Raw genomic sequence first — 21,019 nt, 5'->3', positions numbered from 1 at the left:
TGGCACTCTCCTATGGGGAGTGCCAGAGCCGAGACTATGACTGCGATTAGCACTCGGTCAAGCGGACTGCTAATTGCCCGCGGCGCGTCGGCCGGATTCTCTCGCCAGGTGGTCCTCCAGCCGCCCCACCCGCAGACCGCGCTTCGCGATCTCCCGCAGCAGGCGTTCGGTCCGCTCCGTGAGGGTCAGGGACCCGGTCTCGCCGGACGGCACCGAGACGATGTCGCCGGCGCGCAGGCCGGGCTCGCCCCGGGTGTAGGTCAGTTCGCCACCGGCGTCCAGGGACGCGCGCCACAGGACGACCGCCGTGATGCCGCAGTCGGCGGCGGCGCGCAGGGTCGTCGTGTCGTAGGTGCCGTAGGGCGGGCGGAAGAGGCGGGGGCGGATGCCGAAGCGGGAGCGGAGCTTGTGCTGCTGGCCGCAGATCTCGGCGCGCTGCCCGGCGTAGGGCAGACCGCGCAGGGCGGGGTGGTCGAGGGTGTGGTTCTGGATGGACGCGCCGACCGCGCGCAGCCGGGCGAAGTGGCCGTAGCCGGGGCCCACGACGCTGTCCGTGAGGAACATGCTGACCGGGAGCCGCCGTTCGCGGACGAGCCCGACGAAGCGGGGGTCGCGTTCGGCGCCGTCGTCGTAGGTGAGGAAGACCACCGGGTCGCGGGTGGGGACGTGGTCCACGACGGGCGGCAGATGGCGGCTGTCGCTCACCGCGCGTGCCGGATCCTGCGCGCGGCCGTCGGCGGGGCCCGACCGCTCCCCCGCGGCCCCGGCGCAGCCGGCCAGCAGGGCCGCGCACAGCACGGCGGCGGCCGGCCGCCTCACAGGTAGTCCTCCAGCCGCCCCACCGCGTACCCCTCGGCCGTCACCTTGTTCAGGAAGCGGCGGATCATGTCGGCCATCGTGCCCTTCCCCTCGTCGCGGCCCCGGAAGTGCGTGAGGACGATGTCCCCCGGGCGCAGCTTGCGGTCCCCTTCGCGGTACTCCCAGTGGTCGGCGAAGACCTCCTGGTTCCACAGGGGCACGTACGCGATGCCGCAGGCCCTGGCGGCGCGCAGGGTCGCCCGGTCGTAGCTGCCGAAGGGCGGGCGGAAGAGGGCGGGACGCTTGCCGAACCGCTTCTCCATGTAGCGCTGCATGCCGCAGATCTCGCGCTTCTGCGCCCGGTACGACAGGCCCCGCAGGTTGGGGTGGTGGAGGGTGTGGTTGTTCAGGACCACACCCCCGGACTGCATCTTCCGGAAGTAGCGGGGGTCGTCCTTGACCAGGTAACCGCTGAGGAACGCGGTGTACGGGACGTCCAGGTCGCTCATCATCCGCAGGAACGCCCGGTCCTTCTCGGCGCCGTCGTCGATGGTGAGGAAGACGACCTTGTCCCGGGTGGGGATCGTGGTGAAGACGGGCGGGAGGCCCGACTTCCGGTGGCCCTTCACCTCGAAGCCCTTGCGGGTCCTGATCCTCGGCTTCTCCGTCGGGGGCGGCGGTGCGGCGAGTGGGGCCCTGCGCAGGTCCCAGCGGTGCGCGGCGGCGGCCCGGGCGGCGTGCGCGGCGCGCAGCTTGCCCGCGTGTGAGTCGAGCGCGCGGGCCGGGGGCGCGTCGAGGGGCTGCTGGCCGCCGGCCGGGGTGACGTCGCTGCCGCCGTCCTGCGCGCAGCCGGAGGCGATGGCGGCGAGCACGAGCACGGCGAGGCCGATCCGTGCGCGTGCGGGCGCGCGCCCCCCTGCCCGGCTTTTGTCATTTTGTACGACTGCTCGCATGGTGCCGGATCCTCGCAGCCCCTCCCGCCGATCCCGGCCCGACACCGCGGCCGGTGCCGCACCATCCACCGACTGGCCCACACGCCTCCGGACCGCCGCCGTCGCCGGTGCCGCACCATCCACCGCCCGGCCCACACGCCTCCGGACCGCCGCCGCACCATCCACACGCCCCCCGCCGCACCATCCTCCGACTGGCCCGCACGCCTCCGGACCGCCGCCGTGGCCGGTGCCGCCTCGTCCACCGACTGGCCCACACGCCCCGCGACCCCCGCCGTGGCCGACAATGATCCGGTGAACGACCTCGCCCTCCTCCTCACCCCCGAAGGCCGCGCCCTCCTCGACGAGGTGCGGGACACCGACCCGGCGCAGGAGTTGGCCGTCGCGACCCGGCTGCGCCGCGAGCACCCCGCCGAGCTGGTGTCGGCGGCACTGGGCCAGGCCCGGCTGCGGCAGCGGGCGGTGGTGAAGTTCGGGGCCGAGGACGCGGGCCGGATGTTCTTCACGCCGAACGGGGTCGAGCAGTCGACCCGGGCGAGCGTGGCGGCCTACCGGGCCCGCCGTATGGCCGGCCTGGGCATCACCTCGGTCGCCGATCTGTGCTGCGGCATCGGCGGTGACGCGATCGCGCTGGCCCGCGCCGGGATCCGGGTGCTGGCCGTGGACCGGGACCCGCGGACGGCCGCCGCGGCCCGGGCGAACGTCGACGCGTTGGGCCTGGCCGGCCTCGTCGAGGTCCGCGAGGCGGACGTCACGGACGTGGACACGGCCGGTTTCGACGCCGTGTTCGTCGACCCCGCCCGGCGCGGCGGCCGCGGCCGGATCTTCGACCCCGAGGCCTACTCACCGCCCCTGTCCTGGGCCGTGTCCGCCGCCCGCCGGGCTCCTCGTGCCGCCGCGCTGAAGATCGCCCCCGGCGTCCCGCACGAGGCGGTCCCCGAGGACGCCGAGGCCGAGTGGATCTCCGACGGCGGGGACGTCAAGGAGGCGGTGCTGTGGTTCGGCACCGAGCCGGGGGCGGTCCGGGCGACCCTGCTGCCGGGGCCCCGCACCCTGCTCTCCCGCGGCCTGCCCGATCCCGCGGTCCGCCCGCCCGGCCGCTACCTCTACGAGCCCGACGGCGCCGTCATCCGGGCCCACCTGGTCGCCGAGGTGGCCGACCGGGTCGAGGGCGGGCTGCTCGACGCGACCATCGCGTACGTCACGGCCGACGCCCTGCACCCGACGCCGTACGCCACGGCCTACGAGATCACCGACCATCTGCCCTTCAACGTCAAGAAGCTGAAGGCGCTGCTGCGGGAGCGGCGGGTCGGCACGCTGACCGTGAAGAAGCGGGGCTCGGCGGTCGAGCCGGAGGAGCTCCGCAGGAAGGTCAAGCCGCAGGGCCCGCACGCGGCCACGGTGTTCCTGACCCGGGTCGCGGGGGCACCGGCGATGCTCATCGGGCACCCGGCCCGTCCGTAAGCGTCAGGACCGCTCCGCCGCCCGCCTCAGCAGCAGCTCCCGCTCCCGTTCGTTGCGGGTCAGGGACGCCGCCCGTTCGAACTCGGCGCGGGCCTGGGCCGAACGGCCCAGGCGGGCGAGGAGGTCGCCCCGGACGCTGGGCAGCAGGTGGTAGTCCCGCAGGGCGGGGTCGTCGGCCAGGGCGTCGACGAGGACGAGTGCTGCCGCCGGGCCCTCGGACATCGAGACGGCCACCGCGCGGTTCAGCTCCACGACCGGGGACGGGGAGCGGGCGGCCAGGAGGCCGTAGAGGGTGGCGATGCGGGGCCAGTCGGTCTCCTCGTAGGTGTACGCGTGCGCATGGCAGGCGGCGATGGCCGCCTGGAGGAGGTACGGTCCCGGGGCACCGCTGGAGGTGGCCTCGGCCCGGCCCAGTGCGGCGATGCCGCGGGCGATGAGCATGCGGTTCCAGCGGGAGCGGTTCTGGTCCTTCAGGAGGACCGGCTCGCCACGGGGGCCGGTGCGGGCCGCCGTACGGGAGGACTGGAGCTCCAGGAGCGCGGTGAGGCCGTGCACCTCCGGTTCCTTCGGCATGAGGGCCGTGAGCACCCGGGCCAGCCGCAGGGCGTCCTCGCACAGGGACGGGCGGAGCCAGTCGTCGCCGGCCGTGGCGGCGTACCCCTCGTTGAAGATCAGGTAGATGACGTCGAGGACCGAGCCGAGGCGGGCCTCGCGGTCGGGGCCGTGCGGCACCTCGAAGGCGACGTTCCTCGTCGCCAGGGTGCGTTTGGCGCGGACGATGCGCTGCGCGATCGTCGGCTCCGGGACCAGGAAGGCGCGGGCGATCTCCGCCGTGGTGAGGCCGCCGAGCAGGCGCAGGGTCAGGGCGGTGCGCGCCTCGGTGGACAGGGCCGGGTGGCAGGCGGTGAAGACCAGGCGGAGCAGGTCGTCGTCGATGTCGTCGGGGTCGGCCGGCTCCTGAGGGGGAGTCGTGGCCGACAGGTCCCGGCCGATCTCCGCCAGCTTGCGGGCGTAGTTCTCCCGGCGCCGGACCAGGTCGACGGCGCGGTGGCGGGCGGTGGTCATGAGCCAGGCGCCCGGGTTGTCGGGCACCCCGTCCCGCGGCCACTGCTCCAGCGCCGCGACCAGCGCGTCCTGCGCGAGTTCCTCGGCGATGCCGACGTCCCGGACGATCCGGGTGACGCCGGCGATGATCCGGGGCGACTCCATGCGGAAGACGGTCTCGATGGCCCCGACGGCGCGGTCGGCCCGGGGCGCCGGCGACGGGGCCGGGGCCGGGGTCGGACGAGGGGCCGAGGTGGGCTGCGAGGCCGGAGTCGGCTCCGAGACCGGGGTCGGACGAGAGGCCACCCAGGTCGGCTCCGAAGCCGAGACCGAGGTCGGACGAGAGGCCAACGACGCCGGCTCCGAAGCCGGGGTCGGGGTCGGACGAGAGGCCGGGGTGGGCTGCGAGGTCACAGCCCACCATCAGACACCCTCGGCGACGCCCGGCCAAGCAGGACCGGCGTGGGGACCGGTCAGTCCTCGGTGATCTGCCGGACCTCCGCGGTGATCGTCCAGTAGTCCTCGTGCAGGGAGAGGAACCGCTTGGTCCACTCGATCGCCTCGGCCTTGTCCTTGCACTGGCTGATCGAGTAACCGCCGATGACCTCCTTGGACTCGGTGAACGGCCCGTCGGTGACGGAGAGCTGCCCGCCCTCCCAGGTCACCCGGCTGCCGTCCGAGGTCGGCGTGAGCCCGGCCGTGTCGAGCATGACGCCCGCCTTGGTGATCTCCTCCAGCAGCTTGCCCATCCGCTCCATGAGCTCGGGGCTGGGGCCCTCGGCGGGGCTGTTCTTCTCGTCGATGCGGATCAGGGTGAGAAAGCGCGGCATGGTGACTCCTCGGGGTCCTCGGGAGCGGGGCTCCTCCCCGCTCTCACCCCTGCGTCGATCGGGAGGCCGCCGGATCGACACGCTCGCGGAATTTCTTCGGAGAATTTTCTCCGGGAGTCGTTTACGCAGGTCAGCGCAGTGACTCCCACAGCTTCCCCGCCTCCGGCTCCTCCGCCACCACCCGGTTGGGATCCGACGGCGCCCGCACCACGGGCATCATCACCGTCCGCACCCCGCTCGCCGAGAGGCCTTGCAGACTCTGTCCGAGCCGGGTCAGTTCGGCGAGGGAGTCCAGGCCGGTGTCCGTGGTGAGGCCTGCCGTCACCGCGTCCGCGACGCGATACAGCCTGGCCGGGTCGGTGAGCAGGTCCTGGGAGGCGATCTGCTCCAGCAGTGCCTTCACCAGCTTCTGCTGGAGGCCTATGCGGCCCAGGTCGCTGCCGTCGCCTATGCCGTGCCGGGTGCGGGCGAGGCCGAGGGCCTGGGTGCCGTCCAGGTGGTGGGTGCCCGCCTTCAGCCGCAGATGGCTGTCCTCGTCGGCGATGTCCTCGTCCGTGGTGACGGTGACCCCGCCGAGCGCGTCGACCAGCCGGGCGAAACCGGTGAAGTCGATTTCGAGGTAGTGGTCCATGCGGACCTGGGTCATCTCCTCGACCGTCTTGACCGCGCAGACCGGACCGCCCACCTCGTACGCGCTGTTGAACATGGAGTGGGGGGCGACCGCCGTCGTGCCGCCGGACGGACGCGGGCAGGGCGGGCGGGTGACCAGGGTGTCGCGCGGGATGCTCACCACCGTCGCGCTGGTCCGCCCGGCGTCGAGATGGACGACCATCGCCGTGTCGGAGCGGGCACCGGAGCTGTCGCCGCCGCCGAGCCTGCGGTTCTCCTTGCCGCTGCGCGAGTCCGAGCCGAGGACCAGGATGTTGAGGGCCTCGCTCGGCAGGGCAGGGGCCGAGGGCGCCGGTGTGGTCACCGGCTTCGGCGGCCGGTCGTCGCCCAGGGCGTTGTCGATGTCGACGCCGGTGATGTTGTCGCTGAGATGCCAGTAGGCCCAGCCCGCCGCTCCGGCGCCCAGCACCAGCGTCCCGGCCAGGGCGAGGCCGGCGATCTTCAGCGCTCTCGACCGCCGGCCCGCTTCCTTGCCCTCGTCCCCGTGGTGTCCCGTCACGGGCAGGAACATAAGTCCGAATTATTACGGGCAGGGAGCCCACGGCTCCTTTTCTTGGGAAATTCTCAGAATTCAGGCCCCGGGCTCACCCCGGTGTCACCACCGGCACCGGATCGCTGCCGCTCCAGGAGCCGTTGAACGGGGACGTCACCGAACCGCCGTCCGGTAGGCAGCCGTTGTACGGGACGTTGGTGCAACCGACCGCCGCGCCCGACCGGGTGCAGTCCGCGTTCCAGGCCCGGGTGAGCCGCTCCGAGTTCGAGGTCGCTGCCGCCGAGTCCGACGCCGTCATGCGCTGCCTCCCCCAAGGGCGAAGGCCTGACGCGCGGGTCGTGCCCCGCCGGCAGGGGGGCGCGGCTCGCTTCGGAGGTTCGCGCATGTGCGGCGAATCGAGTGCGACGGTGGCGGTGGGCCTAACCGGCCACCACCCAGCGCGCTCCTGCACCCATGCCCAACAGCAGAGCTGGAAGTATCCACCACCACGGCATGACCCTCCGTACCGAAGGCACCAGCCACAGCGCCGCCGCGGCCCCGGCTGCCGCGATGGTGACGACACACGACAGAACGATTCCGGCGTACGCGCCGTCGTCCCACGTTCCGGACGGCGTGATGGTCAGTGCCGTCCAGCAGAAACAAGCGGCGATGAGGGTGAGCAGGGTGAGGGGTACAGCGAGGACCACACGGAGGCAGCCGCGGTCGTCGTCCACGTGGGAAGGGCTGGTCATCAGCGCAGTCCGTTCCTTGCCTCGTTCAGATTGTTCGCGAACCGACGCCCGTAGTCCTGGGCGTCGTCGGTCTCCCAGTACGGCCCGCCGTTGTAACGCGGGTCGTGCTCGCCTCGGCTGCCTCTCGCCGCAACTCCGAGATCGCAGAGACGACGTCGACCTGACCTGACCTTCGCTTCGGCCAGGTCGCGCAGGGGAGTGTCGGCGGCGTGCGAGGCGGGGGCCGCGAGCAGTGCGGAGAAGGTGGTGACGACCGAGGCCGGCAGGGATGTCAGGCAGTGAGCCCGATCTCGGGGATCTCATCGCGGGCACACTCGAAAGTTTCGGTGGTGCCACCGATTGGCGTCGGTGCAGGGTGGAGGCGTCCGGAACACCCGTCAGTGCGGCACCTACGCCTGCGCCGGCCCCGCAGTGCTGCTGCGCACCACCAGACTCGTCGCCAGCTCCACCCGGGTCGCCGCCTCGGTCCCCTCGTCCCGTCCGAGGTCGAGGACCAGCTTGGCCGCCGCCTCGGCCATCTCCGTCAGCGGCTGCCGTACGGTCGTCAGCGGCGGCCCGACCCAGGGCGCCACCGGCAGGTCGTCGAAGCCGACCACGCTCAGGTCCTCGGGGATGCGCAGCCCCAGCTCGCGCGCCGCCTCGTACAGCCCGAGCGCCTGCAGGTCGTTCCCGGCGAAGACGGCGGTCGGCCGGTCCGGGCGGCGCAGCAGTTCCAGACCCCGCCGGTAGCCGGCCTCGTGGTGGAAGTCGCCGGTCGCGATCAGGGCGGGGTCCACCGGCAGCCCGGCCGTCTCCAGCGCTGCCCGGTAGCCGTCGATCCGGGCCCGGCTGCACATCATCTGCGCGGGCCCGCTGATCGCGCCGATCCTGCGGTGCCCCAGCTCGACCAGATGCCGGGTGGCGGCCAGACCGCCCTGCCAGTTGGTCGCGCCGATCGACGGCACGTCGGTGCCGGGGTCGCCGGCCGGGTCCATCACCACGAACGGGATGGAGCGGCTGGTGAGCAGGGCCCGCTGCGACTCGTCGAGCCCGGACAGGACCAGGATCACGCCGTGCGGCCGACGCGCGGCGACCTGGTCGGCCCAGGTCCGCCCCGGGGTGAGCCGCCCCGCACTCTCGGACAGCACGACACTGAGCCCGGCGTCCCGGGCCACGTGCTCCACGCCTCGGATGACCTCCATCGCCCAGGCGCTCTCCAGCTCGTGGAAGACCAGGTCGATCAGGGGCGAACGGGTCGCCTCGGCCCGGCGGCGCCGGTAGCCGTGGGCGCGCAGCAAGTCCTCGACGCGGGACCGGGTGGCCGGGGCGACGTCGGCCCGGCCGTTGAGGACCTTCGAAACAGTCGGGGCCGAGACGCCCGCCTCACGGGCGATCTCGGCGAGCGTCGCCGTCTGCGCGCTGCGCCCCTGTGTCCGGGTCTGCGTCCGGCTTTCAACCGGCTCCGGGGATGTCATGGCGGCGATCGTAACCCTGCCGGCCCCCTTGACGAAGTCCTCGCACCGCCATAGGTTCCCGGAACATTCGAAGTTGGCATCGAAACATTCGTTGAAACGTTCGTGAGAGGGCCGTCCGTCCACCCGACAGGAGCTTCATGACCACCGCGCCCTGGCGTGACCCCGCGCTGCCCGCCGCCGTCCGCGTCGACGACCTGCTCTCCCGGATGACCCTGGAGGAGAAGACCGCCCAGTTGTACGGCGTGTGGGTGGGCGCCGCGACGGACGGCGACGGGGTCGCTCCGCACCAGCACGACATGGCCGTCGAGTACGACTGGGAGGAGCTGATCACCCACGGCCTGGGCCAGCTCACCCGCTCCTTCGGCACCGCCCCCGTGGACCCGGCGCTGGGCGCGCAGGCACTGGCCCGCGCCCAGCGCCGCATCGCCGAGGCCGGCCGTTTCGGCATCCCGGCGATCGCGCACGAGGAGTGCCTGGCCGGCTTCACCGCCTGGCAGGCCACGGCCTATCCGGTGCCGCTCGCCTGGGGCGCGACCTGGGATCCGCCGCTGGTCGAGGAGATGGCCCGCCGCATCGGCGACGACCTGCGCTCGGTCGGCGTGCACCAGGGGCTCGCGCCCGTGCTGGACGTCGTACGCGATCCGCGCTGGGGCCGCGTGGAGGAGACGATCGGCGAGGACCCGTACCTGGTCGGCACGGTCGGTGCGGCCTATGTGCGGGGCCTGGAGTCGGCCGGGGTCGTCGCCACGCTCAAGCACTTCGCCGGGTACGCCTCCTCGGCGGGTGCCCGCAACCTCGCCCCGGTGCGGGCCGGCGTTCGCGAGTTCGCCGACGTCACCCTCCCGCCCTTCGAGATGGCCCTGCGCGAGGGCGGCGCCCGCTCGGTGATGGCCGCCTACACCGAGACGGACGGCGTACCGGCCTCCGCGGACCCGGGGCTGCTGACCCGTCTCCTGCGCGAGGAGTGGGACTTCACCGGCACGGTCGTCGCCGACTACTTCGGCATCGCGTTCCTCCAGACCCTCCACCGCGTCGCCGGCGCCCCGGCCGAGGCGGCCCACGCGGCCCTCACCGCCGGCATCGACGTCGAACTGCCCACCGTCAAGTGCTACGGCCGGCCGCTGCTGGAGGCGGTCCGGGCGGGCGAGGTCCCCGAGGAGCTCGTGGACCGGGCGGCCCGCCACGTCCTGCTCCAGAAGTGCGAACTGGGCCTGCTGGACGAGGACTGGACTCCCGAGCCGGCCGCCGAGGTCAACCTCGACTCGACGGGCAACCGCATCCTGGCCCGCCGCCTGGCCGAGGAGTCGGTGGTCCTGCTCGACAACCCCGACGGCCTGCTCCCGCTGGCCCCGGACACCCGGATCGCGGTGGTCGGTCCCCGGGCGGCCGACGCCCTGGCCATGCTGGGCTGCTACTCCTTCCCGTCCCACGTCCTCACCCACCACCCCGAGGTGCCGGCCGGCATCGAGATTCCGACCCTCCTGGACGCCCTGCGCGGCGAACTCCCCGACGCCAAGGTGACGTTCGCTCAGGGCTGCGACGTGACGGACCCGGACACCGCCGGCTTCGAGGAGGCCGTCGCCCGCACCGCCGAGGCGGACGTGTGCGTGGCGGTCCTCGGCGACCGGGCGGGCCTGTTCGGCCGCGGCACCTCGGGCGAGGGCTGCGACGCGAGCGACCTCGGCCTGCCTGGCGCCCAGGGCGAGCTGCTGGACGCGCTGGTCGCCACCGGCGTCCCCGTGGTGCTGGTGCTGCTGACGGGTCGCCCCTACGCCCTGGGCCGCTGGCACGGCCGCCTCGGCGCGGTCGTCCAGGCGTTCTTCCCGGGCGAGGAGGGCGGCCCGGCGGTCGCGGGCGTCCTCGCGGGCCGAGTGAACCCCTCGGGCCGCCTGCCCGTCAGCGTCCCGCAGGTCCCCGGCGGGCAGCCCTGGACCTACCTCCAGCCGCCCCTGGGCCTGGCGGGCGAGGTCAGCAACCTCGACCCGACCCCGCTGTACGCCTTCGGCCACGGCCGCTCGTACACGGCGTTCGCCTGGGAGGACTGCACCTCGACGGAACCGGCCGAGCTCGGCACCGACGGCTCCCACGACGTGTCGGTGACCGTCCGGAACACGGGCGGGCGCGCGGGCGCGGAGGTCGTGCAGCTGTACCTGCACGACCCGGTGGCCTCGGTGACCCGCCCCGACGTACGGCTGATCGGCTACCGGCGGGTGGAACTGGCCCCGGGCGAGGCGGCCCGGGTCACGTTCCGCTTCCACGCGGACCTGTCGTCCTTCACGGACCGCTCGGGCCGCAGGGTGGTCGAACCGGGCGCCCTGGAACTGCGGCTGGCGGCGTCCAGCACGGACGTACGCCACACGGCGCACCTCACGCTCACCGGCCCGGTCCGCGAGGCCGGAGCGGACCGGCGGCTGCGCTGTGAGACGGAGGTGTCCCCGGCCCTCGGATGACCGGCCCGGTCATCCAGCACGGACGTACGCCACACGGCGCACCTCACGCTCACCGGCCCGGTCCGCGAGGCCGGAGCGGACCGGCGGCTGCGCTGTGAGACGGAGGTGTCCCCGGCCCTCGGATGACCGGCCCGGTCAGTCGACCGCCACCGACTCGAACCGCCAGCGATGCACCGGCCGGGTGACCAGCTCTCCGTCCGGCTCGGGCAGTTCGGGCAGGTCGGCGTCGAGAGGGGCGTCCCACCAGGTCAGGATGAGGACCCGGTCCTGGGGAGCGCGCAGGGTTTCGCGGCGCAGCGGCTCATGCGGCAGCTCCTGGGCGCGGGCCCAGGCGAGCAGGTCCTCCCCGCGCCCGGGCACGGCCCGGGCCTCCCACATCAACGCGACCGTCACGAGTAGAGGTTCTCCTTGCTGACCTCGTGCACATGGTCGTGGCCGCCCGGGACGTGAGGCTCCGTCACCGGAAGCGAGGAGTCGGCCGACAGGTCCCAGCTCGACGCGGCCCGGCCCCGGGCGACCATCTCGGCGCCGAGGGCGGCGACCATCGCGCCGTTGTCCGTGCACAGCTTGGGCCGCGGCACGCGCAGCCGGATCCCGGCGGCCTCACAGCGCTCCTGGGCGAGGACGCGCAGCCGCGAGTTGGCCGCCACGCCGCCGCCGATCATCAGGTGGTCGACGCCCTCGTCCTTGCAGGCCCGGACGGCCTTTCGGGTCAGCACGTCCACGACCGCCTCCTGGAAGGAGGCCGCCACGTCCCGCACCGGCACCTCCTCGCCCGCCGCCCGCCTGGCCTCGATCCAGCGGGCCACCGCGGTCTTCAGCCCCGAGAAGGAGAAGTCGTAGACCGCATCGCGCGGGCCGGTCAGGCCCCGGGGGAAGGCGATCGCCGTCGGGTCGCCCTCCTTCGCGTACCGGTCGATGACCGGGCCGCCCGGGAAGCCGAGGTTCAGCACGCGGGCGATCTTGTCGAAGGCCTCACCGGCCGCGTCGTCGATGGTCGCGCCCATCGGGCGGACGTCGGAGGTGATGTCCGAGGACAGCAGCAGCGAGGAGTGGCCGCCGGAGACCAGCAGGGCCATGGTCGGCTCGGGCAGCGCCCCGTGCTCCAGCTGGTCCACGCAGATGTGCGAGGCGAGGTGGTTCACGCCGTAGAGGGGCTTGCCGAGCGCGTAGGCGTAGGCCTTGGCCGCGGAGACGCCGACCAGCAGGGCACCGGCGAGACCGGGACCGGCGGTGACGGCGATGCCGTCGAGGTCGCGGGCGGTGACGCCCGCCTCCTTCAGCGCGCGGTCGATGGTGGGGACCATCGCCTCCAGGTGGGCGCGGCTCGCGACCTCCGGGACGACGCCGCCGAAGCGGGCGTGCTCGTCGACGCTGGAGGCGACGGCGTCGGCCAGCAGGGTGGTGCCCCGCACGATGCCGACGCCGGTCTCGTCGCAGGACGTCTCGATTCCCAGCACGAGGGGTTCGTCAGCCATTGATCTCGGTTCCTTGTACGGAGTTCTCGGGGGCGGTCAGGCGCATCACCAGGGCGTCCACGTTCCCGGGCTGGTAGTAGCCGCGCCGCAAACCGATGGGCTCGAAGCCGAAGCGCTCGTACAGCTTCTGTGCGCGGACGTTGTCGACCCGGCACTCCAGCATCACCTCGGCGCACTCGAAGGTGGTGGCCGCCCGCAGCAGTTCGGCCAGCAGCCGTCCGCCGAGGCCGGTGCCCCACAGGTTCCGGGACACGGCGATGGTCTGGACGTCGGCCTGCTCACCGGTGGCGACCAGACCGGCGTACCCGACGATCCGGGAGCCGGCCTCGGCGACCACGTACCGCCGGTTGGCCTCGGGCCCCCGCGCGTGGGCCAGCTCGGACCAGAACATGCCCCGGGACCAGGCGTCCTCGGGGAACAGGTTCCGCTCCAGCTCCAGCACGGCGTCGATGTCCCACCAGCGCATCTCGCGCAGCGCGCACGTCACGGCTTCGGTCACTTGGGGGTGACCACCTTGTAGTTCTTGGGGACCTGGGCGTCGGGGCGGCGCAGGTACAGCGGCCGGGGCGCGGGGAGTTCCTCGCCCGCTGCCAGCTTCTCGGCGGCCAGCCGGGCGAGGGCGGCGGCGGACACGTGCTCCGGCTCGTACGCCGTGGGGAAGGTGTCCGGGTACAGCAGCGCGCCGGCGCCGACCGCGGGCAGCCCCGCGACCCGCTCGGCGATGTCGGCGGGCCGGTCCACGGCGGGGTCGGTGACCCGGGTGCGGGAGTCGGCGTAGCGGGCCCAGTACACCTCCTTGCGGCGGGCGTCGGTCGCTACGACGAACGGGCCCTCCCGGTCGGCTGCGTAGGCGAGACCGTCCAGCGTGCACACGCCGTGCACGGGGACACCGAGCGCGAGCCCGAAGGTGTCCGCGGTCATCAGGCCGACGCGCAGCCCGGTGTACGGTCCGGGACCGATCCCGGCGACGATCCCGGTGACGGCGTCGAGCCGCAGACCGGCCTCGTCGAGCATCCGGTCGATCGCCGGCAGCAGCAGTTCCCCGTGCCGCCGCGCGTCCACCTGACTCGACGAGGCGATGACATCGCGTCCGTCGTGCAGCGCGACGGTGACGGCGGGCGTGGCGGTATCCAGAGCGAGCAAGAGCACGCAAACAGCCTACGGCTCCCCGGGGGCCGTGTCGGTCGCGCCTGTCGGGTCGTCACCTGCTGCTACCGTCACCTACCGTCACGACAGCGATACGACGTGAGGTGGACTCCGGTGTCAGCCAGCAGCTCGGGAATCGTGGCCGGGCTCACCGCCGCGGCCCTCGCGACGGTCGGCTACCTCGCCCACCAGGCGGCCGAGACCCTTCCGGCCGGGCTCGGCACGGCAGCGCGGACGGGCGCCGCACCGGCGGCCGGTACGTCGAAGGCACCCCAGGTCAAGAGGGACCCCACCGCACTGCCCGGCGACTCCGGCAAGGGCGCCCGGGTCGTGTACTCGCTGCGCGGCGACCGGGTCTGGCTGGTCGCCGGGGACGAGGCGGTCAGCCGCACGTTCGAGGTCGAGCCGAGCACGGTGGACCCGGCCCCGGGCAGCTACTCGGTGACGTCCCGCTCGAACGCGGTCACCGGCTCCGACGGCGTCCCGGTCGAGCACGTGGTGCGCTTCGCCGACGTGGACGGCGTGGTCATCGGCTTCAGCGCGGCCGTGGGCGGCCCGAGCGCCCCCGCGCCCGTCCCCGACCCGAAGGTCCGCACGGGCGGCATCCGCGAGTCCCGCGCGGACGGTGACGCGATGTGGACGTTCGCGACGATCGGCCGCAGGGTCGTGGTCGTCCGCTAGGTCTGGTGACCGACAGAGTCGTCGACCCCGACTAGGCCGCTTCCCGGTGCACGGGGGCCCGCTCGGAGAGCTCCGGGTCGGGAGCGCGCGGCGGTGTGGAGATCAGCGCCGCTGCCTCGCCGGCCGCCAGCAGGTCGCGCATGGACACCCCGGCGACCGCGAACCGCTGCGGCTGCCCCTTGCTCTCTGTAGCCGACATGGACGCCTCCCGAAGGATCGGGCCCGACGAAGTTAGGTACACCTAACTACGAACTGGATACCATGTGACCACGCATGAGACACCGAACGCAACATCTTGCCGACGTCTTGTCGGAACGTTCATCGAATGACCGCACACCAGGACGCACGCGGGAGGCTCAGGCGGCGAGGACGCTCAGATGCTCAGGCGGCGAGGACGCTCAGGTCCGCCGTGGCCCAGCGTTCCCCCACACCGGTGACCGTCATCTGCCGGACCTCGTCGGTCGTGTCGCCCACCGCCCGGTGGATCAGGACCTGGAGCCGGTCCTCCGTCAGCTCCTCGACCTTGCCCTCACCCCACTCCACGACGACCACGGAGTCGGGCAGCGAGACGTCGAGGTCGAGGTCCTCCATCTCGTCGAGACCGCCGGAGAGCCGGTAGGCGTCGACGTGGACCAGGGGCGGACCGTCGCCCAGCGAGGGGTGCACCCGGGCGATCACGAACGTCGGCGAGGTGACGGCCCCGCGCACGCCGAGCCCCTCGCCCAGGCCGCGGGTCAGCGTCGTCTTGCCCGCGCCGAGCTCTCCGCTGAGCATCACCAGGTCACCCGCGCGCAGCAGCTTCGCGAGCCGGCGGCCCAGCTCCCGCATCTGCTCGGGGGACGTGACGACGATCTGTACGGATCCGGGCTCAGCCGGGCTGTGCGGTGCTGCTGCTTCCATAGCCCTTCACGGTAGCCCCTGCGGGCACGGCACCCGTGCGGGTGAGCAGGTCGGCGAGCCGGTCGGTGACCACTTCCGGGTGCTCCAGCATCACCAGGTGCCCGGCGTCCGGCACCAGCACCAGCTCGGCGTCCGGCAGCAGATCGGCGATGGCCTCGCTGTGCTCACTCGGCGTGACCAGGTCCTGCACCCCGGCCAGGACGAGCACCGGCAGGTCCGCGAAGTGAACGAGCGCCTCGGTCTTGTCGTGATCGTTGAACGCCGGGTAGTACTCGGCGACCACGTCGATCGGCGTGCTCTCGATCATCCGCTCGGCGAACCGGGCGACGGCCGGGTCGACGTCCCGGGACGCGAACGAGTACCGCTTGATGACCCCGGCGAACAGGTCCGCGGTCGCCCGGCGCCCCTTCTCCACCAGCTCGGCCCGCTGCCCCAGCGCCTTCAGCACCCCGGGCAGCACCCGCCGCACGGCGTTGACCCCGGCGACGGGCAGACCGTAGTTGACCTCGCCGAGCCGCCCCGACGACGTCCCCACGAAGGCGACCCCGACGACCCGCTCCCGGATCAGCTCGGGGTACTGGTCGGCCAGCGCCATCACCGTCATGCCGCCCATGGAGTGCCCGACGAGCACGAGCGGCCCCTCGGGGGCGGCCGCGTCGATGACGGCCTTCAGGTCCCGGCCCAGCTGCTCGATGGTGACCGGTTCGTCGTCCCGCGTCTGGGCCACGCCCCGCCCGGACCGGCCGTGGCTGCGCTGGTCCCAGTGCACGGTCCGTACGACGCCCCGCAGGGCGGCCCGCTGGAAGTGCCAGGAGTCCTGGCTGAGGCAGTAGCCGTGGCTGAAGACGACGGTGACGGGGGCCGGGGACTTGCGGCCGAAGAGCCGTCGGCGGCGCGGGCCGATGGCGGCGGGAGCGGCCTCCGCGTCGAGGTCGTCGACCTCGTAGTACAACTCCGTGCCGTCGTCGGCGAACGCCTTGCCGGGCATGCCGCGCAGCGCCCCGTACGGCCCCGCGGAGTCCAGGGCGAGCCGGGCCTTCTGCCGCATGCCGCGGCCGACCGTCATCCGCTCCAGGGCGACGCCGGCGGCGGCACCCGCGGCCACCACGCCTATCGCCACGCCGGCGATGCCGGTCGCCCGGCGCCAGCCCCCCGCGGCCCCCGCGGCGGAGACCGCGACGGCCGCGGAGGCGACGTCCGCGACGACCTCCGCACTGCTCTCGCTCACGTACCGCTCCTCTTCGCCGGGTGCTGGTCGGGTGGCTCACCCGGTCGGGTGAACCGGTGGGCCGATGGTGGTGCTGCCAGGTGCCTGGTGTTCCCGGTGTTCCCGGTGTTCCTGGTGTTCCTCGCGTGACGGGTTCCCCGTGCGGGTTACCTGTCCCGTTCCTCGTTCACATAGACGCGAGGAACACGCGTTCCGATCCGGGTCACGATCTCGTAGGCGATGGTTCCGGCCGCCTGGGCCCAGTCCTCCGCGGTGGGCTCTCCGCGGTCCCCGGGCCCGAACAGGACCGCCTCGGCCCCCGCCGCGGGCTTGTCGCCGCCCAGATCCACCACGAACTGGTCCATGGCGACCCGCCCGGCGATCGTGCGCCACTTGCCCTCGACCAGGACCGGCCCGGCCGAGGAGGCATGTCGCGGGATGCCGTCGGCGTAGCCCAGCGGCACCAGGCCGAGGGTGGTCGCGCCGGGTGTCACGTACCGGTGGCCGTAGCTGACTCCGTGCCCGCCCGGGACCTGCTTGACCAGGGCCAGCGAGGCGGACAGCGTCATCACCGGCCGCAGTCCGAAGTCGGCCGGGGTGCCCAGCTCGGGGCTGGGCGCGATGCCGTAGGTGGCGATGCCGGTGCGGACCAGGTCGAAGTGGCTCTCGGGGAGCGTGAGGGTGGCAGGCGAGTTGGCGATGTGCCGGACCTCGGGCCGCGCGCCCTGCCCCTCGGCGTACGCGACCATCTCCCGGAACACGCCGAGCTGGTCGGCGATGGAGGGATGCCCGGGCTCGTCGGCGCAGGCGAAGTGCGACCACAGCCCCGTGACACGCAGCAGCCCCTCGGCCTCGGCCCGCAGCGCCTGCCGGACCAGCTCGGCCCAGTCCTGCCCGGGCTGGCAGCCGCCCCTCCCGAGGCCGGTGTCGGCCTTGAGCTGCACGCGGGCGGACCGGTCGGCTCCTCTGGCCGCCTCGACGACCTCCGCCAGGGCCCACATCCCGCTGACGGACACGTCCAGCTCGGCCTCGATCGCCTCGCGCCAGGGCCCGCCGGGTGTCCACAGCCAGCACATGATGCGGCCCGGCAGCCCGGCGGCCCGCAGGGCGAGGGCCTCCTCGGGCGTGGCCGTGCCCAGCCAGCTCGCCCCCGCGGCGACGGCCGCGCGAGCGCACGGAACAGCCCCGTGGCCGTATGCCTCGGACTTGACCACGGCCATCACGGCCGCGCCCGGAGCATGGGCGCGCAGGGCCCGCACATTGGCCCGCAGGGCGGCCAGGTCGATCTCGGCACGGGCCCGCAGGGGCGCGGTCGGGGCTGTTCTCTCGCTCATCGCGCCCAGTGTCTCAGAGGGCTCCGGCAGCAGGTCCGCTACGTCCCGGGCCGCCGCCCGCGCGCGGACACCCGGTCGCCCTGCTCCGACGCCGCTCAACCACCAGCCGTCCGCCGCACCCGACCATGCCGCTCAACCACCACCAGCCCGTCCGGCGCTTGAGGACGAGGCCGTCCAGGCCGAAGCGGGGGCCAGGGAGCGGCAGCCCCCGGAGTCGGGACGGGAAGGGGCGGAGGGGGCGACCCACTCCCACAGCAACCCCCACCGCCCCGCACCCGCACCCGCACCCGCACCCGCACCCGCACCCGCACCCGCACCCGCACCCGCAATCAACCCTCAACCTCACCCCCGGGCAACATCCCTCACCCCTCACCCCAGAACATTCCGCCAAGCCCCCGGAAGCGCGTCGGCCACGTCATGCGCCCCCACCGGCGCCCCCTCCGCCGCCAACCGCCCGGCCAACCCGTGCAGATACGCCCCGACACTCCCCGCATCCATCGCGGACAGCCCCGCCGCCAGCAACGACCCGCCCAGCCCGGACAGCACGTCCCCGCTCCCGGCCGTGGCCAGCCACCCCGTCCCGGTCGGGTTCACCCGCACCGCCCCGCCCCCCGAGTCGGCCACCAGCGTCGTGGACCCCTTCAGCAGCACGGTCGCCCCGTACCGCCGCGCCAGCTCCCGCGCCGCGGTCAGCCGCCCCCTTTCGACCTCCCCCCGCTCCACACCCAGCAGGGCCGCGGCCTCCCCGGCATGGGGCGTCATCAGCGTCGGCGCCCGCCGCCCGCGCACGACCTCCGCGTCCGCCAGCCGCAGCCCGTCCGCGTCGATCAGCACCGGCACGTCCGCCGCCAGCACCTCCGCGACCGTCGCCGCGTCGTCCCCGGCCCCCGGCCCGACGACCCACGCCTGCACCCGGCCTGCCTGCTTCGGCCCCTGGTCCGACACGAGCGTCTCGGGGAACCGCGCGATGACGGCGTCCCCGGCCGGCCCGACGTAGCGCACGGCCCCGGCCCCGCCCCGCAGCGCGCCCGACACGGCCAGCACAGCGGCCCCCGGATACCGCGCCGACCCGGCGGCGATCCCGACCACGCCCCGCCGGTACTTGTCGCTCTCCGCCCGCGGCACCGGCAGCAGCCGGGCCACATCCAGGTGCTGCAACGCCTCCAGCTCCGGCTCGGCGGGCAGTTCCAGCCCGATGTCGACGAGCCGGACCGAGCCCGCGTACTCCCGGGCGGGATCGATCAGGAGTCCCGGCTTGTGCGTCCCGAACGTCACGGTCAGATCGGCCTGTACGGCGACCCCGTGCACCTCGCCGGTGTCGGCGTCGACGCCGCTCGGCAGATCGACGGCGACGACGGCCCCCCTCGACCGCCCGGCGGCAGCCGCCAACGGCACGGCGTCCGGCCGCAGCCCGCCCTTCCCGCCGATCCCGACGATCCCGTCGAGGACGAGGTCCGCGCCCTCCACGAGCGCCTCGCACTCCACAAGCGCCTCGCCCGCACCGGCCCCCGCGACCCGCCCCCCGGCCCGCCGCAACGCCGCGAGCCCCGCCGCGTGCGTCCGCTCCGGCGCGAGGAGCACCGCCGAGACCCCGGCTCCCCGACGGGCCAGCCGGGCCCCGGCATACAGGGCGTCACCCCCGTTGTCGCCGCTGCCGACGAGCAGCACCACCCTGCTCCCGTACACCCGCCCCAGCAGGTCGGCGCAGGCCGCGGCGAGTCCGGCGGCGGCGCGTTGCATCAGCGCCCCCTCCGGCAGCCGCGCCATCAGCTCCCGTTCGGCGGTCCGGACCGTCTCCACGCTGTACGCAGTACGCATGCCGTCGAGTTTCCCGTACGACCGCCGGGCCACTCCTCCTCACACGCACCTCCCGCATCCCCGCCCGGCCAGGCCACCCCGCCTCACAAGCACCTCCCGCATCCCCGCCCGGCCGGCCACTCCCCTCACACGCACCTCCCGCATCTCCCCGCCCGGCCGGCCCGCTGCGAAGCGTGTCGCATCCATTGACGCTCTGCCGCCCCTTTGCCAGACTCCCGGCCGCACAGAAAGCGCTTGCACACACCCCCTCGTTCGACGAAACCGAGGCCCCCATGGGACACAGAGCCGCATTACTGGCCGCCGCCGGTGCCACCGCCCTCCTCACCGCCGCCGGCACCCTGACCGCCCCCGCCATGGCCGCCCCCACCACGGCCGCCCCCACGCGAGCACTGGCCTGTGGCGACGGCTCCTACCAGGCCGAAGCCGTGCAGAGCGGCGGCAACTGGACCGCCCGGCGCGGCGGCCGCACGGTCTACACCGGCACCGACATGCGCGCGGCCGTCCAGGCTGCCGTCAACAGCCTCACCTCCGGGCGCACCGCGAAGGAACGGGTCGTGGTCCGCGGCTCGGGCTCGATCTCGGCGGGCTCCCGCATCTCCCTGCCGAGCTACACCGTCCTCGACGTCTGCGGCACGATCAACGTCACCGGCAGCGGCTCGGGCGACCAGGCGCCGGTCTACTCGCGCGGCACCCGCGACGTCGAGGTGCAGAACCTCAAGCTCACCGGCACGCCGCTGTACGGCATCTTCCTGCGCAACGTCCAGAACGTGGTGCTCGGGCAGATCGACATGCGCCTCTCCCGCGGCCTGGGCGTCCGCATCGACAACCGCGGCGACACCAGCCAGTGGACGCGCAACGTCCGCATCGACAACGTCTACGTCTCCGGCGCGTCCAGCCACGCGGTCGAGACCTACGGCGTCGACGGCATCACCATCGGCACGGTGACGGCCCGCAACGTCGGCGAGTCGGGCCTGCTGCTGAACCAGACCATCAATGCCCGCGTCACCAAGGTGGACGCGGAGAACGCCGGCACGGGCACCGGTTACGCCGCCTTCCGCATGGCCAACCGCAACGGCAGGGTCGGCAGCGGCTACCCCACCAACATCCGCGTCGGCGAGGTCGTCGCCCGGGGCGGCGGACGTGGTGTGTTCTGCGTCTCGGAGAGCGGCGGGGCCGTCATCGACAAGGTGACGCTCTCCGCCACCGGCAACAACTCGGTCCTGATCGAGAACTGTTACAACGTCAGCCTCGCGGCGCAGAGCGGCACGATCACGGGCGGCGGCGAGCTGCGCCTGGCCGCCCGCTCGCAGTTCCCGAACAACAAGGACATCACCATCCAGAACCTGACGGTCACCAACTCGGCCATCAGGGAGAGCCCCTGCGGTGAGAACACGACCTTCCGCAACATCACGCGGGTGAACAGCAGCCAGTCGATCTGCTGACCCTGCTCCCGGAGCCCTCGCCACCCCACTCGGCGAGGGCTCCGGGGCCTTACCCCCGCCCTCCACCCCGTCCCGTCCCGTCCCGTCCCCAGGCGTATGATCGAGGCGTGTTTTGAACTCGTTCAAAACG

21 protein-coding genes are annotated in these 21,019 nt (G+C 73.5%); 4 read left to right on the top strand and 17 right to left on the bottom strand.

Annotated features, from left to right (window positions below; translation table 11 throughout):
* Nucleotides 1-69: 69 nt before the first annotated feature.
* Both ACFY9S_RS09650 and ACFY9S_RS09645 read right to left on the bottom strand, forming a co-directional pair.
* Complete coding sequence (locus tag ACFY9S_RS09650; RefSeq protein WP_391124941.1) at nt 70-819, bottom strand: polysaccharide deacetylase family protein; 750 nt, start codon at nt 817-819, stop codon at nt 70-72.
* Complete coding sequence (locus ACFY9S_RS09645) at nt 816-1,751, bottom strand: polysaccharide deacetylase family protein (protein WP_391124938.1); 936 nt, start codon at nt 1,749-1,751, stop codon at nt 816-818. Before ACFY9S_RS09645 ends, ACFY9S_RS09650 begins: the two co-directional genes overlap by 4 nt.
* A gap of 291 nt (nt 1,752-2,042) precedes the next feature.
* On the opposite strand from ACFY9S_RS09645, the gene ACFY9S_RS09640 reads away from it, so the two are divergent.
* Nucleotides 2,043-3,212, top strand: coding sequence for a methyltransferase domain-containing protein (locus ACFY9S_RS09640; protein WP_391124935.1), 1,170 nt, complete (start codon nt 2,043-2,045; stop codon nt 3,210-3,212).
* A 3-nt stretch (nt 3,213-3,215) separates the two neighbouring features.
* Here the strand turns inward: ACFY9S_RS09640 and ACFY9S_RS09635 are convergent, their stop codons facing one another.
* The 6 genes from ACFY9S_RS09635 to ACFY9S_RS09610 form a co-directional block, all read right to left on the bottom strand.
* The gene (locus tag ACFY9S_RS09635) at nt 3,216-4,421 is read right to left on the bottom strand and encodes a sigma-70 family RNA polymerase sigma factor (protein ID WP_391125506.1); all 1,206 of its coding nucleotides are present in this window, start codon (nt 4,419-4,421) and stop codon (nt 3,216-3,218) included.
* 308 nt (nt 4,422-4,729) lie between these two features.
* Nucleotides 4,730-5,086 carry a YciI family protein gene (locus ACFY9S_RS09630; RefSeq protein WP_391124932.1) on the bottom strand — a complete coding sequence of 119 codons (357 nt, stop codon included), beginning with the start codon at nt 5,084-5,086 and terminating at the stop codon, nt 4,730-4,732.
* A gap of 130 nt (nt 5,087-5,216) precedes the next feature.
* The gene (locus ACFY9S_RS09625) at nt 5,217-6,266 is read right to left on the bottom strand and encodes an LCP family protein (protein WP_391124928.1); all 1,050 of its coding nucleotides are present in this window, start codon (nt 6,264-6,266) and stop codon (nt 5,217-5,219) included.
* 73 nt (nt 6,267-6,339) lie between these two features.
* Complete coding sequence (locus ACFY9S_RS09620) at nt 6,340-6,546, bottom strand: cellulose binding domain-containing protein (protein WP_391124926.1); 207 nt, start codon at nt 6,544-6,546, stop codon at nt 6,340-6,342.
* A gap of 121 nt (nt 6,547-6,667) precedes the next feature.
* A complete protein-coding gene (locus tag ACFY9S_RS09615; protein ID WP_391124924.1) occupies nt 6,668-6,979 on the bottom strand; it encodes a hypothetical protein in 312 nt (103 codons plus the stop codon).
* A gap of 389 nt (nt 6,980-7,368) precedes the next feature.
* Nucleotides 7,369-8,433 (bottom strand): substrate-binding domain-containing protein, encoded by a 1,065-nt coding sequence (locus ACFY9S_RS09610; protein ID WP_391124921.1) that lies wholly within the window; start codon nt 8,431-8,433, stop codon nt 7,369-7,371.
* 137 nt (nt 8,434-8,570) lie between these two features.
* On the opposite strand from ACFY9S_RS09610, the gene ACFY9S_RS09605 reads away from it, so the two are divergent.
* Complete coding sequence (locus ACFY9S_RS09605; RefSeq protein WP_391124918.1) at nt 8,571-10,883, top strand: glycoside hydrolase family 3 N-terminal domain-containing protein; 2,313 nt, start codon at nt 8,571-8,573, stop codon at nt 10,881-10,883.
* Between the two features lie 135 nt (nt 10,884-11,018).
* On the opposite strand, the gene ACFY9S_RS09600 is transcribed toward ACFY9S_RS09605, so the two are convergent.
* Genes ACFY9S_RS09600 through tsaB form a run of 4 tightly spaced genes read right to left on the bottom strand, consistent with a single transcriptional unit; the run spans nt 11,019 to nt 13,510 of the window.
* The gene (locus ACFY9S_RS09600; RefSeq protein ID WP_391124916.1) at nt 11,019-11,276 is read right to left on the bottom strand and encodes a hypothetical protein; all 258 of its coding nucleotides are present in this window, start codon (nt 11,274-11,276) and stop codon (nt 11,019-11,021) included.
* Nucleotides 11,273-12,361, bottom strand: coding sequence for a tRNA (adenosine(37)-N6)-threonylcarbamoyltransferase complex transferase subunit TsaD (tsaD, locus tag ACFY9S_RS09595; RefSeq protein ID WP_391124913.1), 1,089 nt, complete (start codon nt 12,359-12,361; stop codon nt 11,273-11,275). Before tsaD ends, ACFY9S_RS09600 begins: the two co-directional genes overlap by 4 nt.
* Nucleotides 12,354-12,827, bottom strand: a complete 474-nt coding sequence (gene rimI, locus ACFY9S_RS09590) for a ribosomal protein S18-alanine N-acetyltransferase (RefSeq protein WP_391125503.1) — start codon at nt 12,825-12,827, stop codon at nt 12,354-12,356. Before rimI ends, tsaD begins: the two co-directional genes overlap by 8 nt.
* A 29-nt stretch (nt 12,828-12,856) precedes the next feature.
* Nucleotides 12,857-13,510, bottom strand: a complete 654-nt coding sequence (gene tsaB / locus ACFY9S_RS09585) for a tRNA (adenosine(37)-N6)-threonylcarbamoyltransferase complex dimerization subunit type 1 TsaB (RefSeq protein WP_391124910.1) — start codon at nt 13,508-13,510, stop codon at nt 12,857-12,859.
* A gap of 111 nt (nt 13,511-13,621) precedes the next feature.
* Between tsaB and ACFY9S_RS09580 the strand changes: the two genes are divergently transcribed.
* Complete coding sequence (locus ACFY9S_RS09580) at nt 13,622-14,188, top strand: hypothetical protein (RefSeq protein ID WP_391124907.1); 567 nt, start codon at nt 13,622-13,624, stop codon at nt 14,186-14,188.
* 31 nt (nt 14,189-14,219) lie between these two features.
* Here ACFY9S_RS09580 and ACFY9S_RS09575 read toward each other — a convergent pair whose 3' ends face one another.
* The 5 genes from ACFY9S_RS09575 to ACFY9S_RS09555 form a co-directional block, all read right to left on the bottom strand.
* Nucleotides 14,220-14,387, bottom strand: coding sequence for a hypothetical protein (locus tag ACFY9S_RS09575; protein ID WP_391124905.1), 168 nt, complete (start codon nt 14,385-14,387; stop codon nt 14,220-14,222).
* Nucleotides 14,388-14,569: 182 nt separating this feature from the next.
* The gene (gene tsaE / locus ACFY9S_RS09570) at nt 14,570-15,088 is read right to left on the bottom strand and encodes a tRNA (adenosine(37)-N6)-threonylcarbamoyltransferase complex ATPase subunit type 1 TsaE (protein WP_102911879.1); all 519 of its coding nucleotides are present in this window, start codon (nt 15,086-15,088) and stop codon (nt 14,570-14,572) included.
* On the bottom strand, nt 15,057-16,316 hold the full coding sequence (locus ACFY9S_RS09565; protein WP_391124901.1) for an alpha/beta fold hydrolase: 1,260 nt from the start codon (nt 16,314-16,316) through the stop codon (nt 15,057-15,059). The genes tsaE and ACFY9S_RS09565 overlap by 32 nt, the downstream gene beginning before the upstream one ends.
* A 146-nt stretch (nt 16,317-16,462) precedes the next feature.
* Complete coding sequence (alr, locus tag ACFY9S_RS09560) at nt 16,463-17,629, bottom strand: alanine racemase (RefSeq protein WP_391124898.1); 1,167 nt, start codon at nt 17,627-17,629, stop codon at nt 16,463-16,465.
* 369 nt (nt 17,630-17,998) lie between these two features.
* Nucleotides 17,999-19,447 (bottom strand): NAD(P)H-hydrate dehydratase, encoded by a 1,449-nt coding sequence (locus ACFY9S_RS09555; RefSeq protein ID WP_391124895.1) that lies wholly within the window; start codon nt 19,445-19,447, stop codon nt 17,999-18,001.
* Between the two features lie 272 nt (nt 19,448-19,719).
* Here ACFY9S_RS09555 and ACFY9S_RS09550 point away from each other — a divergent pair, with 272 nt between their 5' ends.
* Nucleotides 19,720-20,889, top strand: a complete 1,170-nt coding sequence (locus ACFY9S_RS09550) for a hypothetical protein (protein ID WP_391124892.1) — start codon at nt 19,720-19,722, stop codon at nt 20,887-20,889.
* Nucleotides 20,890-21,019: the final 130 nt, after the last annotated feature.

Source organism: Streptomyces sp. NPDC012474, assembly GCF_042955185.1.
Lineage (GTDB): Bacteria > Actinomycetota > Actinomycetes > Streptomycetales > Streptomycetaceae > Streptomyces > Streptomyces cahuitamycinicus.
This window is presented reverse-complemented; position numbering and strand designations above follow the sequence as displayed.

Excerpts from the sequence above, each read along its gene's own strand:
- tsaE (WP_102911879.1), bottom strand. The coding sequence starts at position 15,088 with ATGGAAGCAGCAGCACCGCACAGCCCGGCTGAGCCCGGATCCGTACAG.
- ACFY9S_RS09575 (WP_391124905.1), bottom strand. The coding sequence starts at position 14,387 with ATGTCGGCTACAGAGAGCAAGGGGCAGCCGCAGCGGTTCGCGGTCGCC.
- ACFY9S_RS09625 (WP_391124928.1), bottom strand. The coding sequence starts at position 6,266 with ATGTTCCTGCCCGTGACGGGACACCACGGGGACGAGGGCAAGGAAGCG.
- ACFY9S_RS09610 (WP_391124921.1), bottom strand. The coding sequence starts at position 8,433 with ATGACATCCCCGGAGCCGGTTGAAAGCCGGACGCAGACCCGGACACAG.
- ACFY9S_RS09550 (WP_391124892.1), top strand. The coding sequence starts at position 19,720 with ATGGGACACAGAGCCGCATTACTGGCCGCCGCCGGTGCCACCGCCCTC.
- ACFY9S_RS09615 (WP_391124924.1), bottom strand. The coding sequence starts at position 6,979 with ATGACCAGCCCTTCCCACGTGGACGACGACCGCGGCTGCCTCCGTGTG.
- ACFY9S_RS09605 (WP_391124918.1), top strand. The coding sequence starts at position 8,571 with ATGACCACCGCGCCCTGGCGTGACCCCGCGCTGCCCGCCGCCGTCCGC.
- ACFY9S_RS09620 (WP_391124926.1), bottom strand. The coding sequence starts at position 6,546 with ATGACGGCGTCGGACTCGGCGGCAGCGACCTCGAACTCGGAGCGGCTC.
- tsaD (WP_391124913.1), bottom strand. The coding sequence starts at position 12,361 with ATGGCTGACGAACCCCTCGTGCTGGGAATCGAGACGTCCTGCGACGAG.
- ACFY9S_RS09645 (WP_391124938.1), bottom strand. The coding sequence starts at position 1,751 with ATGCGAGCAGTCGTACAAAATGACAAAAGCCGGGCAGGGGGGCGCGCG.
- alr (WP_391124898.1), bottom strand. The coding sequence starts at position 17,629 with ATGAGCGAGAGAACAGCCCCGACCGCGCCCCTGCGGGCCCGTGCCGAG.
- ACFY9S_RS09630 (WP_391124932.1), bottom strand. The coding sequence starts at position 5,086 with ATGCCGCGCTTTCTCACCCTGATCCGCATCGACGAGAAGAACAGCCCC.
- rimI (WP_391125503.1), bottom strand. The coding sequence starts at position 12,827 with ATGCGCTGGTGGGACATCGACGCCGTGCTGGAGCTGGAGCGGAACCTG.
- ACFY9S_RS09635 (WP_391125506.1), bottom strand. The coding sequence starts at position 4,421 with ATGGAGTCGCCCCGGATCATCGCCGGCGTCACCCGGATCGTCCGGGAC.
- ACFY9S_RS09555 (WP_391124895.1), bottom strand. The coding sequence starts at position 19,447 with ATGCGTACTGCGTACAGCGTGGAGACGGTCCGGACCGCCGAACGGGAG.